This is a genomic window from Thauera sp. WH-1, from assembly GCF_047806685.1.
Classification (GTDB): domain Bacteria; phylum Pseudomonadota; class Gammaproteobacteria; order Burkholderiales; family Rhodocyclaceae; genus Thauera.
The window spans coordinates 48,719-65,306 of the sequence record NZ_JBLQGP010000012.1; the positions used below are offsets into that span (position 1 = coordinate 48,719).

The 16,588-nt window shown below is 64.9% G+C and carries 18 protein-coding genes and 1 tRNA gene; 5 read left to right on the forward strand and 14 right to left on the reverse strand.

The window, feature by feature from the left end:
* Positions 1-2 precede the first annotated feature (2 nt).
* The 14 genes from nuoK to tpiA all read right to left on the reverse strand — a co-directional run bounded on the left by nuoK (position 3) and on the right by tpiA (position 10,876).
* The gene (gene nuoK / locus ACMV5O_RS12800; protein WP_324538074.1) at positions 3-308 is read right to left on the reverse strand and encodes an NADH-quinone oxidoreductase subunit NuoK; all 306 of its coding nucleotides are present in this window, start codon (positions 306-308) and stop codon (positions 3-5) included.
* Between the two features lie 58 nt (positions 309-366).
* Positions 367-972 carry an NADH-quinone oxidoreductase subunit J gene (locus ACMV5O_RS12805; RefSeq protein WP_416163813.1) on the reverse strand — a complete coding sequence of 202 codons (606 nt, stop codon included), beginning with the start codon at positions 970-972 and terminating at the stop codon, positions 367-369.
* Positions 973-1,005: 33 nt separating this feature from the next.
* Positions 1,006-1,491, reverse strand: coding sequence for an NADH-quinone oxidoreductase subunit NuoI (gene nuoI / locus ACMV5O_RS12810; RefSeq protein ID WP_324538072.1), 486 nt, complete (start codon positions 1,489-1,491; stop codon positions 1,006-1,008).
* A 7-nt stretch (positions 1,492-1,498) separates the two neighbouring features.
* Entirely contained in the window at positions 1,499-2,548 is a 1,050-nt protein-coding gene (gene nuoH / locus ACMV5O_RS12815) for an NADH-quinone oxidoreductase subunit NuoH (protein ID WP_416163814.1), read from the reverse strand.
* Positions 2,548-4,887: an NADH-quinone oxidoreductase subunit NuoG gene (gene nuoG, locus ACMV5O_RS12820; protein WP_416163815.1), complete on the reverse strand. Its 2,340-nt coding sequence runs from the start codon at positions 4,885-4,887 to the stop codon at positions 2,548-2,550. Before nuoG ends, nuoH begins: the two co-directional genes overlap by 1 nt.
* The gene (nuoF, locus tag ACMV5O_RS12825; RefSeq protein WP_416163902.1) at positions 4,881-6,185 is read right to left on the reverse strand and encodes an NADH-quinone oxidoreductase subunit NuoF; all 1,305 of its coding nucleotides are present in this window, start codon (positions 6,183-6,185) and stop codon (positions 4,881-4,883) included. Before nuoF ends, nuoG begins: the two co-directional genes overlap by 7 nt.
* 11 nt (positions 6,186-6,196) lie before the next feature.
* Positions 6,197-6,676: an NADH-quinone oxidoreductase subunit NuoE gene (nuoE, locus tag ACMV5O_RS12830; RefSeq protein WP_416163816.1), complete on the reverse strand. Its 480-nt coding sequence runs from the start codon at positions 6,674-6,676 to the stop codon at positions 6,197-6,199.
* A 91-nt stretch (positions 6,677-6,767) separates the two neighbouring features.
* On the reverse strand, positions 6,768-8,021 hold the full coding sequence (locus tag ACMV5O_RS12835) for an NADH-quinone oxidoreductase subunit D (RefSeq protein WP_416163817.1): 1,254 nt from the start codon (positions 8,019-8,021) through the stop codon (positions 6,768-6,770).
* Positions 8,014-8,619 (reverse strand): NADH-quinone oxidoreductase subunit C, encoded by a 606-nt coding sequence (locus tag ACMV5O_RS12840; RefSeq protein WP_416163818.1) that lies wholly within the window; start codon positions 8,617-8,619, stop codon positions 8,014-8,016. The genes ACMV5O_RS12835 and ACMV5O_RS12840 overlap by 8 nt, the downstream gene beginning before the upstream one ends.
* Positions 8,620-8,633: 14 nt before the next feature.
* The gene (locus ACMV5O_RS12845; RefSeq protein WP_002926530.1) at positions 8,634-9,110 is read right to left on the reverse strand and encodes a NuoB/complex I 20 kDa subunit family protein; all 477 of its coding nucleotides are present in this window, start codon (positions 9,108-9,110) and stop codon (positions 8,634-8,636) included.
* 3 nt (positions 9,111-9,113) lie between these two features.
* Positions 9,114-9,488 (reverse strand): NADH-quinone oxidoreductase subunit A, encoded by a 375-nt coding sequence (ndhC, locus tag ACMV5O_RS12850; RefSeq protein WP_416163819.1) that lies wholly within the window; start codon positions 9,486-9,488, stop codon positions 9,114-9,116.
* 105 nt (positions 9,489-9,593) lie between these two features.
* Positions 9,594-9,678, reverse strand: a tRNA-Leu gene (locus ACMV5O_RS12855).
* Positions 9,679-9,744: 66 nt separating this feature from the next.
* Complete coding sequence (gene secG / locus ACMV5O_RS12860) at positions 9,745-10,104, reverse strand: preprotein translocase subunit SecG (protein ID WP_416163820.1); 360 nt, start codon at positions 10,102-10,104, stop codon at positions 9,745-9,747.
* 34 nt (positions 10,105-10,138) lie between these two features.
* The gene (gene tpiA / locus ACMV5O_RS12865; RefSeq protein ID WP_416163821.1) at positions 10,139-10,876 is read right to left on the reverse strand and encodes a triose-phosphate isomerase; all 738 of its coding nucleotides are present in this window, start codon (positions 10,874-10,876) and stop codon (positions 10,139-10,141) included.
* 216 nt (positions 10,877-11,092) lie between these two features.
* Here tpiA and ACMV5O_RS12870 point away from each other — a divergent pair, with 216 nt between their 5' ends.
* The 5 genes from ACMV5O_RS12870 to torD all read left to right on the forward strand — a co-directional run bounded on the left by ACMV5O_RS12870 (position 11,093) and on the right by torD (position 16,561).
* Positions 11,093-11,323: a DUF2789 domain-containing protein gene (locus ACMV5O_RS12870; protein WP_416163822.1), complete on the forward strand. Its 231-nt coding sequence runs from the start codon at positions 11,093-11,095 to the stop codon at positions 11,321-11,323.
* 444 nt (positions 11,324-11,767) lie between these two features.
* Positions 11,768-11,953 carry a periplasmic nitrate reductase, NapE protein gene (locus ACMV5O_RS12875; RefSeq protein WP_416163823.1) on the forward strand — a complete coding sequence of 62 codons (186 nt, stop codon included), beginning with the start codon at positions 11,768-11,770 and terminating at the stop codon, positions 11,951-11,953.
* A 75-nt stretch (positions 11,954-12,028) separates the two neighbouring features.
* Entirely contained in the window at positions 12,029-13,255 is a 1,227-nt protein-coding gene (gene torC / locus ACMV5O_RS12880) for a pentaheme c-type cytochrome TorC (RefSeq protein WP_416163824.1), read from the forward strand.
* A 16-nt stretch (positions 13,256-13,271) separates the two neighbouring features.
* Positions 13,272-15,788, forward strand: coding sequence for a trimethylamine-N-oxide reductase TorA (gene torA, locus ACMV5O_RS12885; RefSeq protein WP_416163825.1), 2,517 nt, complete (start codon positions 13,272-13,274; stop codon positions 15,786-15,788).
* Positions 15,785-16,561: a molecular chaperone TorD gene (gene torD, locus ACMV5O_RS12890; protein ID WP_416163826.1), complete on the forward strand. Its 777-nt coding sequence runs from the start codon at positions 15,785-15,787 to the stop codon at positions 16,559-16,561. The genes torA and torD overlap by 4 nt, the downstream gene beginning before the upstream one ends.
* The last annotated feature ends 27 nt before the right edge of the window (positions 16,562-16,588 follow it).

Below are 16,588 nucleotides of genomic sequence, written 5' to 3' on the forward strand. Positions count from 1 at the left end.
CCTTAACCCTTGAGGCTGCCCAGATCATCCACGTGGATCGTGCGCATGTTGCGGAACATGACGATCAGGATCGCCAGGCCGATCGCGGACTCCGCGGCTGCGACGGTGAGGATGAAGAAAACGAAGACCTGGCCGGCGATGTCGCCCAGGTAATGGGAGAAGGCCACGAAGTTCATGTTGACCGCGAGCAGCATCAGCTCGATGGCCATCAGCAGCACGATCAGATTCTTCCGGTTGAGGAAGATCCCGACCACGCTGATCGCGAACAGGATCGCGCCCAGGATGAGGAAATGGGAAAGCGAAAGCATCTGTGACTCCCTGATCGCGCCGGTACCCTACCGGCGCGGTTCTTGTTCGCGTGCGGCTTCAGTCTTCTTTTTCGGCCTGCATCTTCACCAGCTCGACCCGGCCTTCGCGCTTGACCGCGACCTGCTCGGACGGCTGCATGTACCTCAAGCCCTTACGCTTGCGCAGGGTCAAGGCCACCGCGGCGACCATCGCCACCAGCAGCACCAGCGAGGCAAGCTCGAAGGCATAGACGTAGTCGGTGTACAGCACGCGGCCGAGTTCGCGCGTATTGCTGAAACCTTCCGCGGCCGCCGGCGGCGCGGGCATCGCCTCGAGCCCGAAGTAGGATCCGCCCAGCACCATGATCATCTCGATCAGCATCAGGATGCCCACCAGCGCTCCCACCGGCAGGTAACTCCAGAAGCCCTCGCGCAGGCGATCGAGGTTGATGTCCAGCATCATCACGACGAAGAGGAAGAGCACCATCACCGCGCCGACGTACACCATGACCAGCACGATGGCGAGGAACTCGGCCTGCAGCAGCAGCCACAGCCCACCGGCATTGAAGAAGGTCAGCACCAGGAACAGCGCGGCATGCACCGGGTTGCGGGCAGTGATCACCCTCAGCGCCGCGAACACCATGATCACGGCGAGAAAGTAGAAGACGAAGGTCTTGAATTCCATGTTCTTGACTCGTGGCGCCGCGGCGCCCTCCCCTTAGCGGTACTTGGCGTCCTGCTCGCGGTCGGCCGCGATCTGGGACTCGTAACGATCTCCGACCGCCAGCAACATCTGCTTCGTGTAGTAGAGGTCGCCGCGCTGCTCTCCGTGGTACTCGAGTACCCGCGTCTCGACGATCGCGTCGACCGGGCAGGCTTCCTCGCAGAAGCCGCAGAAGATGCACTTGGTGAGGTCGATGTCGTAGCGCGTGGTCCGGCGCGAACCGTCGTCGCGCTGATCCGACTCGATCGTGATCGCCATCGCCGGGCACACCGCCTCGCACAGCTTGCAGGCGATGCAGCGCTCCTCGCCGTTGGGATAGCGGCGCAGGGCGTGCAGGCCGCGGAAGCGGTTGCTCTGGGGCGTCTTCTCCTCCGGGAACTGGACGGTGATCTTGCGCTGGAAGAAGTGGCGTCCGGTCAGGGCCATGCCCTTGACGAGTTCCTTCAGGAACAGACTGCCGATGTAATCCTTGGCACCCATGGTCTTCTCAACTCCAGATCGACAGCGGCGACATCATCCACACCGCCACCACAAACACCCACACCAGGGTGACCGGGATGAACACCTTCCAGCCCAGACGCATGATCTGGTCGTAGCGGAAGCGCGGGAAGGTGGCACGCGCCCACAGGAAGATGAACAGGATCGCGGCGGTCTTCAGCGCCAGCCAGTGGAAACCGTCGGGCAGGAAACCCACCGGCGACAGCCAGCCACCGAGGAACAGGATCGAGGTCAGGATGGAGACCAGGATCATGTTGGCGTACTCGGCGAGGAAGAACAGCGCGAAGGTCATGCCCGAGTACTCGACCATGTGCCCCGCCACCACCTCGGCCTCGCCCTCGACCACGTCGAAGGGCGCACGGTTGGTTTCGGCGATACCCGAGATCACATACACGACGAACATCGGGAACAACGGGATCCAGTTCCACGACAGCACGCCCAGGCCCATGTCGGCGAAACGGCCCTCGCCCTGCGACATGACGATGTCGGTGAGGTTGAGGCTGGCGGAGATCAGCAGCACGCAGATCAGCGCGAAACCCATCGACACCTCATAGGACACCATCTGCGCCGCGGCGCGCATCGAGCCCAGAAAGGGGTACTTCGAGTTCGAGGCCCAGCCCGCGACGATCACGCCATAGACTTCCATCGAGGTGATCGCGAGCAGGAACAGCAGGCCGGCATTGACGTTGGCCAGCACCAGGCCGTCGTCGAAGGGGATCACCGCCCAGGCCGCGAGCGAAGGCGCGAGGGCGAGGATCGGGCCCAGGATGAACAGACCCTTGCTCGACCCGCTCGGGATGATGATTTCCTTGAACAGCAGCTTCACGCCGTCGGCCATCGGCTGCAGCAAGCCCTTCGGGCCGACGCGGTTGGGGCCGATGCGCACCTGCATGTAGCCGATCACCTTGCGCTCGGCAAGGGTCAGATAGGCGACGCAGATCATCAGCGGGGCGATGATGGCGATGATCTTGACCAGCGTCCAGATCGCCGTCCAGCTCGGGCCGAAGAAGTCGGCAACGGGTTGCAGCATCGCTTCCATCAGGCACGCTCCACGCTGAGTTCACCGCTCATCGCACCCAGCGCGGCGGTCGAGGGATGTGCCGTCGCGATGCGCACACAACCGGCGGCCAGGCCTTGGTCGGCCTGTGCGAGCAGTTCCGCCTGCCCGCCCCCCTGCACGATCCGGACCCTGTCGCCTGCGGCGATGCCGAGCGTGGCCATCGTCGAAGGCGCCATGCGCGCCACCGGTGCGGCGGCATCGCGCGTCTTCTGCAGCGCGGGCGCACGACGCACGAGCGGATCGGCGAAGTGGATCGGCACGTCGGTCACGCGTTCGAGCGCCGCGGCAGATGCAGTCGCGGTCGACACCACCACGCCTTCGACGCCATTGCCCAGCGCCGCGCCGATGTCGGCCGGCAGCGCTTCGGCGCGCACCGACTCGGAGTCGTGGTAGCCAAAGCCTTCGAGCGCAAGCAGGTTGCCGAGCACCCGGAGCACCTTCCAGCCCGGTCGCGTATCGCCTTGCGGCCTGGCCACCGCGGTAAAGCTCTGCGCACGGCCTTCGCAGCTCACGAAGGTGCCGGAGGTCTCGGTGAAGGGCGCGATCGGCAGCATCACGTCGGCGAGCTCGCGCAGCGTGGCCGACTGGAACGCCGTCATCGCCACCACCAGTTGCGCGCCACGCATCGCGGCGACGGTGGCCGCCGGGTTGGCGAAATCGAGATCGGGCTCGGCGCCGAGCAGCACATAGGCCTTGCGCGGCTGTTCGATCATGGCGGCGGCGTTGAGACCGCCTTCGCCCGGCAGCGCACCCACGAGCGCGGCACCGACGCTGTTGGCCGCCTCGCCGATGAAGCCGAAGCAACCGCCGCTGAGGCGGGCGATCTCCTGTGCAAGCATCTGCAGTTCGCTGGCGCGGGCGTGCTGGGCGGCAAGACTGCCCAGCCACACCGCCACCTGGCGGCCGGAGGCCAGGCTCTGCGCGATGGCACGGGCATCGTCGGACACGACCGCAGGCAGCTTGCCGAGCAGCACGACGCTGACTTCGGCGCCCTTTTCCTGGGCGAGCGCAACCACCACCTGGGCCAACGTCGCCACCATCGCGGAGGGCGCGACCAGCGCGCGCTGGCGCACCGGCAACAGCCAATCCTCGGCATTGGGGCCGATCGCGCTGACGTGAAGGCCCTTCTTTGCCGCCTGGCGCACGCGTTGCGCCAGCAGCGGCGCGTCCTTGCGCAGGAAGCTCCCCACCACCAGCAGGCGATTGAGATCCTTGACCTCAGCGATCTTCATGCCCAGCCAACTGGCGCCCTGGCGCTTGCCATCGGCACGGAAGTCGGCCTGGCGCAAGCGCGCATCGACGTTCTCCGACCCCAGGCCACGGACCAGCTTCTGCAACAGGAAGAGCTCCTCGACCGTGCTGTGCGGCGATGCGAGCGCGCCGATCGCGGCGGCGCCGTGATCCTTGGCGATGCCGCGCAGGCCGGTGGCGACGAACTCGAGCGCCGCCTGCCAGTCGACCGGCTTCCATTGCCCGCCCTGACGGATCATGGGCGTGGTCAGGCGCTCCTCACTGGCAAGCGCCTCGTAGGAGAAGCGGTCCTTGTCGGACAGCCAGCACTCGTTGACGTCCTCGTTCTCGAGCGGCAGCACGCGCTTCACGACGTCGTGCTTGGTCTGCACGATGAGGTTGGCACCCAGCGAATCGTGCGGGCTCACCGACATGCGCCGCGACAGCTCCCAGGTGCGGGCGGCGAAGCGGAAGGGCTTGGAGGTGAGCGCGCCGACCGGACACAGGTCGATGATGTTGCCCGACAGCTCGGAGTCGATCGTCTTCTCGATGAAGGGCATGATCTCCGCGTGCTCGCCGCGGAAGGCCTGGCCGAGCTCCATCTCGCCGGCGATCTCGGCGGTGAAGCGGACGCAGCGCGTGCAGTTGATGCAGCGCGTCATGTCGGTCGACACCAGCGAGCCGAGGTTCTTGTTGAACACGACGCGCTTTTCTTCCTGGTAGCGCGAGGCGGTCGAGCCGTAGCCGACGGCGAGGTCCTGCAGCTGGCACTCGCCACCCTGGTCGCAGATCGGGCAGTCGAGCGGGTGGTTGATGAGCAGGAATTCCATCACCCCCTTCTGCGCCTTCACCGCCAGTTCGGAGTGGGTCCACACCTTCATGCCGTTGGTGACCGGCGTCGCACAGGCTGGCAGGGGCTTGGGCGCTTTCTCGACCTGGACCAGGCACATGCGGCAGTTGGCCGCGATGGACAGCTTCTTGTGGTAGCAGAAGTGCGGAATGTAGGACCCGGCAACCGCTGCAGCCTCGATCACGGTGCTGCCGTCGTTGACCTGGACCTGCTTGCCGTCGATTTCGATCTCTAGCATGACGGGCTCACGTAGATTTGACTGCCGGCGCGCTGGACTTCGGGCGGCACCAGGCACTTCTTGTTTTCGATGTGGTATTCGAACTCGCTGCCGAAGTGCTTGACGAAGCTCTGCACCGGCATCGAGGCCGCATCGCCGAGGGCGCAGATGGTGCGACCCATGATGTTGGCGGTAACGGAGTTGAGCAGATCGAGGTCGTCCGGACGGCCGAGGCCGTGCTCGATGCGATGCACCACGCGGTACAGCCAGCCCGTGCCCTCGCGGCAGGGGGTGCATTGACCGCAGGACTCCTCGAAGTAGAAATACGACAGGCGCTCGAGCGCCTTCACCATGCAGGTGGTCTCATCCATGACGATGACGGCACCGGAGCCCAGCATGGAGCCGGCCTTGGAGATGGAGTCATAGTCCATTGTGCTGTCCATCATCACACTGCCCGGCACCACCGGCGCCGACGAACCGCCCGGGATCACCGCCTTGAGCTTGCGCCCGCCGCGCATGCCGCCCGCCATCTCGAGCAGTTCGGCGAACGGCATCCCGAGCGGGACCTCGTAGTTGCCGGGGCGATTGACGTGGCCCGACACCGAGAACAGCTTCATGCCGCCGTTGTTGGGCTTGCCGAGGTTGAGGAAGGCTTCGCCGCCCATGTTCATGATGAAGGGCACCGAGGCGAAGGTCTCGGTGTTGTTGATCGTGGTCGGCTTGCCATACAGCCCGTAGCTCGCCGGGAAAGGCGGCTTGAAGCGCGGCTGGCCCTTCTTGCCCTCGATCGACTCGAGCAGCGCGGTTTCCTCGCCACAGATGTAGGCACCATAGCCGTGGTGGGCGAACAGCTCGAAGGAGAAGTCGCTGCCGAGGATATTCTGGCCGATGAAGCCGGCGGCACGCGCCTCTTCCAGCGCCTCTTCGAAGCGCGCATACACCTCGAAGATCTCGCCGTGGATGTAGTTGTAGCCGCGCCCCGCGCCCATCGCGTAGGCGGCGATCGCCATGCCCTCGATGACGCTGTGCGGGTTGTAGCGCAGGATGTCGCGATCCTTGAAGGTACCCGGCTCGCCCTCGTCCGAGTTGCAGGCGAGGTACTTTTCACCCGGGAAGGAGCGCGGCATGAAGCTCCACTTCAGGCCGGTCGGAAAACCTGCGCCGCCGCGGCCGCGCAGTACCGAAGTCTTCAGCTCGGTGATGATCGCGTCCTGCGAGGTGTTCTCGGCAATGATCTTCTTGAGGGCCGAATAACCGCCGCGGGCGACATAGTCCTGGAGCCGCCAGGTGCGGTCGCCGTCACAACCGGCGAGGATCATTCCTTGCGTGCTCATTTCTTGTCCAGCTCGGCCAGCATCTGGTCGATCTTCTCGGTGGTCATCCAGCTGCACATGTGATGGTTATTCACCAGCAGCACCGGGGCGTCGCCACAGGCACCCATGCACTCGCCCTCCTTCAGCGTGAACTTGCCGTCAGGCGTGGTCTCGTTGAATTCGATGCCGAGCTTCTTCTTGAGGTAGTCCGCGGCATCGACACCGCCGGACAGGGCGCACGGCAGATTGGTGCACACGGTGACCTTGTGCCGGCCGACCGGCTCGAGGTCGTACATGTTGTAGAAGCTGGCGACCTCGTAGGCCGCGATGGCCGGCATGTCGAGATAGCGGGCGACGAACTCGATGAGTTCCTTCGGCAGCCAGCCCTTCTCGACCTGCGCGATCCGCAGTGCGGCCATCACCGCGGACTGCTTCTGATCGGACGGATATTTCGCGATCTCTCGATCGATCTGTTGCAGCGATTCCTGGCTCAGCATGTCGTCTTGATCTTCCGGATAGCCTGCCGATTCTTGTTTGATCCTGCGACGCCCCGCGGCGCCGGTACCTTCCTTGCCTGCGCCCGGCGCCTCAGCGGTCGATCTCGCCGAACACCACGTCCATCGTGCCGATGATCGCGACCACGTCGGCGATCATGTGCCCGCGCGCCATGTCGTCCATCGCGGCAAGGTGCGCAAAGCCCGGCGCACGCAGCTTGAGGCGGTAGGGCTTGTTCGCGCCGTCGGACACGGCATACACGCCGAACTCGCCCTTCGGATGCTCGACAGCCGCATACACCTCGCCCTTGGGCACATGCATGCCCTCGGTGAAGAGCTTGAAGTGATGGATCAGCTCTTCCATGTTTGACTTCATGCTCTCGCGCGAAGGCGGGGCGATCTTGTGGTTGTCGGTGATGACCGGACCCGGGTTCTTGCGCAGCCAGTCGATGCACTGCTTGACGATGCGATTGGACTGGCGCATCTCCTCCATGCGGCACAGGTAACGGTCGTAGCAGTCGCCGTTCTTGCCGATGGGGATGTCGAAATCCATGCGGTCATACACTTCGTAGGGCTGCTTCTTGCGCAGATCCCAGGCAATGCCGGAACCACGCAGCATCGGGCCGGTGAAACCCCAGGCCAGCGCCTGCTCTGGCGAGACCACGCCAATGCCGACCGTGCGCTGTTTCCAGATCCGGTTGTCGGTGAGCAGGGTTTCGTATTCGTCGCAGTAGGTCGGGAAGCGATTGGTAAAGTCCTCGAGGAAGTCGAGCAGCGAGCCTTCGCGGTTGGCGTTGAGCTCCTTGACGACCTTCTCGTTCTTGAACTTGTTCACCTCGTACTTCGGCATGCGATCCGGCAGGTCGCGATAGACGCCGCCCGGCCGATAGTAGGCCGCGTGCATGCGCGCACCCGACACCGCCTCATAGGCGTCCATCAGGTCTTCGCGCTCGCGGAAGGTGTACAGCACCATCGTCATCGCGCCGATGTCGAGGGCGTGAGTGCCGATGTTGAGCAGGTGGTTCAGAATGCGCGTGATCTCGTCGAACATCACGCGGATGTACTGCGCCCGCTCCGGCACCTGTACGCCGAGCAGCTTCTCGATGGCCATGCAGTAGGCGTGCTCATTGCACATCATCGACACGTAGTCGAGTCGGTCCATGTAAGGCACGGACTGCACCCAGGTACGGGTCTCGGCGAGCTTCTCGGTGCCGCGGTGCAACAGACCGATGTGCGGGTCGGCACGCTCGACGACTTCGCCATCGAGTTCGAGCACCAGGCGCAGCACACCGTGCGCGGAGGGGTGCTGCGGACCGAAGTTGATCGTGTAGTTGCGGATCTCAGCCATGGCCGACGTCCCCGTAGTTCTCTTCGCGCACGATGCGCGGTGTGTTCTCGCGCGGCTCGATGGTGACCGGCTGATAGACGACCCGGCCCTGCTCGGGGTCGTAACGCATTTCGACGTAGCCCGAAACCGGGAAATCCTTGCGGAAAGGATGGCCAACGAAGCCGTAGTCGGTGAGAATGCGCCGCAGATCGGGGTGACCCGAATACAGGATTCCGTACAGATCGAAGGACTCGCGCTCGTACCAGTTGGCGCTCGGCCACACATCGACGACCGAGTCCAGCACGGGGAACTCGTCATCCTCCGCAAAGACCTTCAGGCGTACGCGCCAGTTGTACTTCACCGAGGTCAGGTGCGCGGACGAGGCGAAGCGCGCCCCCTCCCAGCCACCATTCCCGAAGGTCGAATAGTCGAGTCCGGAGATGTCGATCAACTGTTCGAAATGCAGGTCGGCGTGGTCGCGCAGGGTGCGCGCGACGCACAGGTAATCGCTTGCCGCGACCTCGATGGTGACTTCCCAGCGATCCAGCACCAGCGACTTCAAGCTGTCACCGAATACGTCGCGCAAGGTCTGGCTCAGGCGTTCAAGCTTGGCACTCATGTCTGGGACACCCGTCAGCGCGCGATCGTGTTCGTGCGCTTGATCTTGTTTTGAAGCTGGAGAATGCCGTAGATCAGCGCCTCGGCCGTCGGCGGACAGCCGGGCACATAGACGTCGACCGGCACGATGCGGTCACAGCCGCGCACGACCGAGTAGGAGTAGTGGTAGTACCCTCCCCCGTTGGCGCACGAACCCATGGAGATGACCCAGCGCGGCTCCGACATCTGGTCGTAGACCTTGCGCAGCGCCGGCGCCATCTTGTTGCACAGCGTGCCGGCCACGATCATCAGATCGGACTGGCGCGGACTGGGCCGGAACACCACCCCGAAACGGTCGAGGTCATAGCGGGAACAGCCCGCATGGATCATCTCAACCGCACAGCAGGCCAGACCGAACGTCATCGGCCACAGCGAGCCGGTGCGCGTCCAGTTGATGACCGCATCGAGCGAGGTGGTGACGAACCCCTCGCGAAAGACGCCCTCAATGCTCATGCATTACTCCCAGTCGAGTGCGCCGTTCTTCCACTCGACGATGTAACCGATGACCAGAACCGCAAGAAAGACCATCACCGAGCCGAACACGAACCAGGCGACCTCGCCGGCGGCGATGAACTCCTGGAAGACCGTCGCCCACGGAAACAGGAAGGCGATCTCGAGATCGAACAGGATGAAGAGGATGGCAATCAGGTAATAGCGAACGTCGAACTTCATGCGGGCGTCTTCAAACGCCTCGAAGCCGCATTCATAGGGAGAGTTTTTTTCGCCATCAGGGCGATAAGGCGCAAGAACGCGCCCAAGAATGACAGGAGCAACCCCAAAACCAAGACCAACGAGAATGAACATCAAGACAGGAAAATAATTTTCCAGCATGTTCAGATACCCCCATTGCGTTGGACGACATCGAAGGCCGCGTCGTCATTATTGTTATGGCTGCTCTGCATGGAAACGCCCGCTGATGCGGGCGTTACCGAAATATGGTGCCGACGATGAGACTCGAACTCATACGGCTTTCGCCACTACCCCCTCAAGATAGCGTGTCTACCAATTTCACCACGTCGGCGCGCTGTTCAAACAGCCCGATAATTATAAGAGCTTTTGCGCACCGCGCAAAGAGCTCGCCAGATAATTATTTCGGGATCGACTGCGCCGGCGAGGTATCGACCGGCGCCGCGGGGACCGCGGGAATACCATTGGTCGCCGGCGCGGTCTGCACCCCTTCCATGACGCTGGAAGGCGCAGCAGGCTTGTTGCTCGCGAGATAGCTCAGGCCGAGACTGGTGAGGAAGAACACCGTCGCCAGCACCGCGGTGGTGCGACTCAGGAAGTTGGCCGAACCCGAGGAACCGAACAGACTGCCCGACGAACCGCTGCCGAACGCCGCACCCATGTCGGCACCTTTGCCGTGCTGCACAAGAACCAGACCAATGACGCCGAGACCGACCAGAACATGGACCGTCAGCACCATGGAGAAGAGATAGTCACCCATCACAAACCCTGAAAAAAGACCAAACGTTGAACAATCAAACCGCGTCTGCCGCAGCGCGACAGATCGCCATGAAATCTTCCGCCACCAGGGACGCGCCGCCGATCAGGCCGCCATCGACATCGACCGCCGCGAAGATGGCGGCCGCATTGTCCGGCTTGACGCTGCCGCCGTAGAGGATGCGCACCCGCTTTGCATCGACACCGTGCGCCCGCAGCCAGGCCCGAATACCCCCGTGCACCTCGGCCACCTGTCCGGCCGTCGCCGATCGGCCTGTACCGATCGCCCACACCGGCTCGTAGGCGAGCACCAGCCGCGCCATCGCCTCGACGCCCACGACATCGAGCACGGCGGCCAGCTGACGCCCGATCACCGCCATCACCTGCCCGCCATCACGCTCGTCGAGCGTCTCGCCCACACATACGATGGGCACCATCCCCGCCGCCTGTGCAGCCCGGGCCTTGCGGCCGACGACGAGGTCGGCCTCGCCGAACAACGCCCGGCGCTCGGAATGACCGACGATGACGTAACGACAGCCGAACTCGCCCAGCATGGCCGCACTGACCTCGCCCGTATACGCGCCCGCCTCGTGCTCGCTGACGTCCTGCGCACCGAGCTGCAGCCCCGACGGACGATCCTGCAACTGTGCCAGGTAAGGATAGGGCACGCACACCGCCATCTCCACGCCGGGGACGACCACGAGCTGGTCCAGCAAGGCGCGATTGGCGGCGAGACTGCCGTTCATCTTCCAGTTGCCGGCAACAAGTCTGAGCATGGGGCGTAGGTATCCAGCAGGCTAAACCGCAGGATTATAGGACGCCAGTCGCGCTTGCAGCAAATCGACGGCGGTGGCGCCGATGCCGCGGCGGCCCGCCACGCGGAATACCCGCCTGCTTCACGGGCGCACGCACTGCCTGCGGCGGGCAGCCTCGTTCTGCTGCGCTATATTTCAAGCCTTGACGTTCCGTTGCCAGCCCTACAGGAGAGTCACATGGAAAAGCCCGTTCACGTCTTCAATGAGCTGTTCTTGCAACTCGGTCTGCCCAACGACGGCGACGCCATCGAAGCCTTCATCAAGGCGCACTCGCCCTTGCCCGAGAGGGTGAAGATCGCCGACGCCCCCTTCTGGACCACGGCTCAGGCGGCCTTCCTGAGAGAGAAGCTGGCCGAGGACGCAGACTGGGCCGAACTGGTCGACCAGTTGAGCGCTGCATTGCGTTGAGCCCGACGCCCCAGATCCTCAACGACGCGCCCGACAAACTGTCCCTCGCCACAGACGTGTCGCCTCGCGAACGTCTGTAGGCGGCTGCGCTCGCCGCGACCGAGCCTGGCGTGCCGGCAGACGGTCGCGGCGTGATGTGGCGCTCCGCGCCTGACGCCTCTCGCCTCCCCTCTCGCCGCACATCGCAGCGCCAGGCAGGCGACCCGCAGCGCCACACCGTGATCGCCCAGCCCCTCCCCGCCCTCGTGTTAATGCCATTAACACGCATACCGTCGCCATTCACAAAACTCCCCGCGGTGTTAACAACCAATCCCTATGATCGGGGTGTGGTTTTTGAGCCGAGCACACCTATGCTGCAGAAGGATCGCCTGGCGCCCCCTTGAGTTCGAGCGCGGTTCCAGCGCGGTTGTCGTTCGGTGAATGTATGAACACGGAGACTGAGACGTGAACAATCAAGCAAGCGGGCGTTCCGCCCCGTCCGGTGCAGACGCATCGGGACGCAAGAACGAGTGGCCCAAGTTCCTGCTCCTCGCCTTCGTCGGGTTGCCCGTCACGATGACGCTGGCGATCGCGGCCTACGGATTCGTGGTGTGGTTTCTGCAGATCCTGTTCTTCGGCCCCCCGTCCTGATCCCTCCATGCCGCGCGCAAGGCGGCGCGACACGGCCCCCAGCCCGGGAATCGGACAACACGCAGGAGCAACATCATGAAAAGCTTACTTCGGTCCATCGCGGACCTCTTCCTCAAGCCATCGGTCAGGATCGGCCTCGGTGTGCTTGTCACCGGCGGCTTCGTTGCCGGCGTGCTCGCCTGGCAGGGCTTCAATGTCGCCATGGAAGCCACCAACAAGGAGGCGTTCTGCCTCAGTTGCCACACCATGCACGACAACCTGCTGCCCGAGTTGCAGAAGACCGTGCACTGGAACAACCGCAGCGGCGTTCGCGCACGCTGCCCCGACTGCCATGTGCCGCACGACTTCACCGACAAGGTGGCGCGCAAGATGCAGGCGAGCCGAGAGGTGTGGGGCCATCTGATCGGCACCATCGAGACCCGCGAGAAGTTCAAGGAGCATCGCCTCGTGCTGGCGCAGCGCGAATGGACGCGCTTTGCCGCCAACGGCTCGAAGGAATGCCGCGCCTGCCATGACTACAAGGACATGGACTTCGACAAGATGCGCCCGGCTTCGCAGGTGGCAATGCGCAAGGCCGCCGAGCGCGACCAGAGCTGCGTCGACTGCCACAAGGGCATTGCCCACCAGTTGCCCGAGATGAAGGGCGCGCGCAACCCGGCCTTCGACACCCTGGTGTCCTCGGCCGCCTCGCAGCGGGTGAGTCCGGGCGAAACCTACTATCTCGTCGTCCCGCAGGAGCTGTTTGCCGACGAAGGGCTCAGCCAGCGCATTGGCTCGATCGAGGTCGGCGCCCAGGTCAAGGTGATCGAAGCCAAGGGCGACGCCCAGCGTGTCGAGCTCACCCTGTGGCGCAAGAACAAGGGCTACGGCCGCGTCTGGTACAGCCACTTCGGCCTCAACATCACCAGCACCATCCTCGACCGCGAGGTGGCACGGGACGAGAACTTCGTGAAGGTCCTCGACACCCGCGAAGACCCGATGACGGGTCTCGAATGGCAGCAGGTCACCGCGACCGCCTGGATGCGCAAGGGCAGTGTGCTCGACAGCGTCGAGCCGGTGTGGACGATCGCCCGCTCGAGCTACAACGCGAGCTGCAGCGTGTGCCACCGCCAGCCCGACGAGGCGCACTTCGATGCCAACACCTGGCCGGGTCTGTTCGGCGGCATGGTCGGCTTCACCAGCATGGATGACGACACCGCCCGCGTGGTGCTCAAGTACCTCCAGACCCATTCGTCCGATTTCAGCGCGTCGCACCACGGCACCGGCTCGCCCGATTCCGCCCTGCAGACCGCGCGTCCCTGATCAGGAGTTGAACACCATGAACTACTCTCGGCGAGGTTTCCTCAAGGCCATGGCGGCGATGTCGGGCAGCGCGCTGGTCGCGCCCGGCCTGCTCACCGCCCGCTCCGCCCACGCGGCCGGCGAGGCGGCAAGCGTCAGTGACGACATCACCACCTGGAAGGTGACCGGCTCGCACTTTGGTGCCCTCCGCGCCAAGGTGGTCGGCGACCGCGTGATCGAGGTCCGCCCCTTCGAGCACGACAAGCATCCGACGGAGATGATCAACGGGATCATGGGCCTCATCTACAGCCCGTCCCGCGTGCGCTACCCGATGGTGCGCCTGGACTGGTACCGCAAGCGCCACCTCAGCGACACCAGCCAGCGCGGCGACAACCGCTTCGTCCGGGTGAGCTGGGACGAGGCCCTGGACCTGTTCTACGAGGAGCTCGAGCGCATTCAGAAGGACTACGGCCCATGGGCGCTGCACACCGCCGGCGTGGGCTGGCGCTCGGTCGGCCAGGTACATAGCTGCGGCAACCACATGGTGCGCGGCATCGGCATGCACGGCCGCAGCGTCGGCACCATCGGCGACTACTCGACCGGCGCCGGGCAGATGATCCTGCCCTACGTGCTCGGCTCGACCGAGGTGTATTCGCAAGGCACCTCATGGGACGTGATCCTGCAGGAGAGCAAGCTCGTCGTGTTCTGGGCCAACGACCCGATCAAGAACCTGCAGGTGGGCTGGAACACCGAGACCCACGAGTCCTACGCCTACTTCGAGCAGCTCAAGCAGAAGGTCGCCGACAAGGCGATCCAGGTGATCTGCATCGACCCGGTCAAGAGCAAGACGCTCAACTACCTCGGCGGCGCCGAGCACCAGTACATCAACCCGATGACCGACGTGCCGCTGATGCTCGCCATCGCGCACACGCTGGTGAAGGAAGGCCTGCACGACCAGAAATTCCTCGACAGCTACACCCTCGGCTTCGACCGCTTCCTGCCCTACCTCGAAGGCAAGACCGAGGACCAGGTCGAGAAGACGCCGGAATGGGCGGAGAAGATCTGCGGCGTACCTGCAGAGCGCATCCGCGAGCTCGCCCGCCTGATGGCCAGGCACCGCACCCAGCTCGTCTTCGGCTGGGCGGTACAGCGCCAGCAGCACGGCGAGCAGCCCTACTGGATGGGCGCCGTGCTCGCCGCCATGCTCGGCCAGATCGGCCTGCCCGGCGGCGGCATCAGCTATGCGCACCACTACAGCTCGGTGGGCGTGTCCTCGTCGGGTGCGGCCATGCCCGGCGCCTTCCCGCTCAACCTCGACGAAGGCCGCAAGCCCAAGCACGACAACACCGACTACAAGGGCTACAGCGCGGTGCTGCCGATCGCCCGCGTCATCGACGCCCTGCTCGAGCCGGGCAAGGAGATCGACTTCAACGGCGGCAAGGTCAAGCTGCCGCCCTACAAGATGGCGATCTTCAGCGGCTGCAACCAGTGGCACCGCCAGCCCCAGCGCAACCGCATGAAGCAAGCCTGGCAAAAGCTCGAGACCGTGGTCGCCATCGACTACAACTGGACCGCCACCTGCCGCTTTGCCGACATCGTGCTGCCGGCGTGCACGCCGTTCGAGCGCAACGATATCGACGGCTACGGCTCCTACAGCAACCGCGGCATCATTGCGATGCAAAAGCTCATCGACCCGCTGTTCCACTCGCGCACCGACTTCGAGATCTTCCGCGGCCTCACCCGGCGCTTCAATCGCGACGCCGAATACACCCGTGGCATGGACGAGATGCAGTGGGTGGAGAAGCTCTACGAGGACTGCCGCAAGGAGAACGGTCTCAAGGACATCGCCATGCCGCCCTTTGCCGAGTTCTGGAAGAAGGGCTACGTGATGTTCCCCGAGGGCAAGCCCTGGGTGCGCCATGCCGACTTCCGCGACGACGCCGAGGTCAACGCGCTCGGCACGCCGTCGGGCTTCATCGAGATCTTCAGCCGCAAGATCGAGCGCTACGGCTACGCCGACTGCAAGGGCCACCCGGTGTGGATGGAGAAGGCCGAGCGCTCGCACGGCGGCCCCGGCTCGGACCGCTTCCCGCTGTGGCTGCAGTCGGTGCACCCGGACAAGCGCCTGCACTCCCAGCTGTGCGAATCCGAGCCGCTGCGCGAGACCTACGCCATCGGCGGGCGCGAGCCGGTTTTCATCGGCCCCGAGGACGCCGCCGCGCGCGGCATCAAGCATGGCGACGTGGTGCGCGTGTTCAACGACCGCGGCCAGCTGCTGGCCGGCGCGCACGTCTCGGACGACTTCCCGCGCGGCGTGGTGCGCATCCAGGAAGGCGCCTGGTACGGGCCGACCGGGCCGGAGATCGGTGCGCTCGACACCTACGGCGATCCCAATACGCTGACGCTGGACATCGGCACCTCCAGCCTCGCCCAGGCCACCAGCGCCAATACCTGCCTGGTCGAGATCGAGAGGTTCGTCGGCACCCCGCCGCCGGTGACGGCCTTCGGCGGCCCGATCGAGGTCGATCCGCAAGGGCGGGAGGTGAAGGCATGACGGACGCGAATGCACGAGCCGCCGCGGGAGCGCCCTCCGGGGCGCCCCCCGGGTCCGACGGCCCCGACGTCCCCGGCGCAACCGACTCCGTGGCGCTGTCGGCCGCGGAGTGGCAGTTCGCCAGCATGCAGCGCGCCGGGCTGTACGGCTGGTTCTGCCGGCTGTACGCACAGGAGGTCCCCGAGGACGTGTACCGCGCCCACTTCGCCGAGGGGAGCTTCGCCCCCTTTGCGGGGCTGGCCGAGCTCGGTCTCGCCGCCGAGGTGCAGCGCCTGGACGCGGCCATCGCCGCCCTGCGTGCCGAGCAACTCCCGCACCTGGAACTGGCTGCGGACTTCGCCCAGCTCTTCCTGCTCGACGGCAAGACCAGCGCCCTGCCCTATGCCTCGGCCTACGAAGGCAAGGATGCCGCCTCGCCGCTCTACGGCGCCGCCGAGGCCCGCATGCGCGAGTTTCTTGCTGCGCGCAACCTCACTCTCCAGGCTGGCTTTCGCGAACCGGCCGACCACCTCGCCGTACCCCTGGCGCTGATGGCCGAGCTCGCGCAGAAGGACGCCGCGGTGGGCGACATCGCCCAATCCGCTGCGGCCCAGGCGGCCTTCCTGCGCAGCGCCCTGCTCGACTGGCTGGCCCGCTTCGTGGATCGCTGCCGGCAGGCCCGCCCGCGCTTCGATGTCTATCCCGCGCTGGCCGCTTTGCTGCTCGGCTTCGTGCGCGCGGACGCGCTGTTTCTGGAGGATGTTGCCAGGAGCGCGCCAGCAGACGCCGCCTGACCCGCTGGCAGCAGCACGGGCAGGACC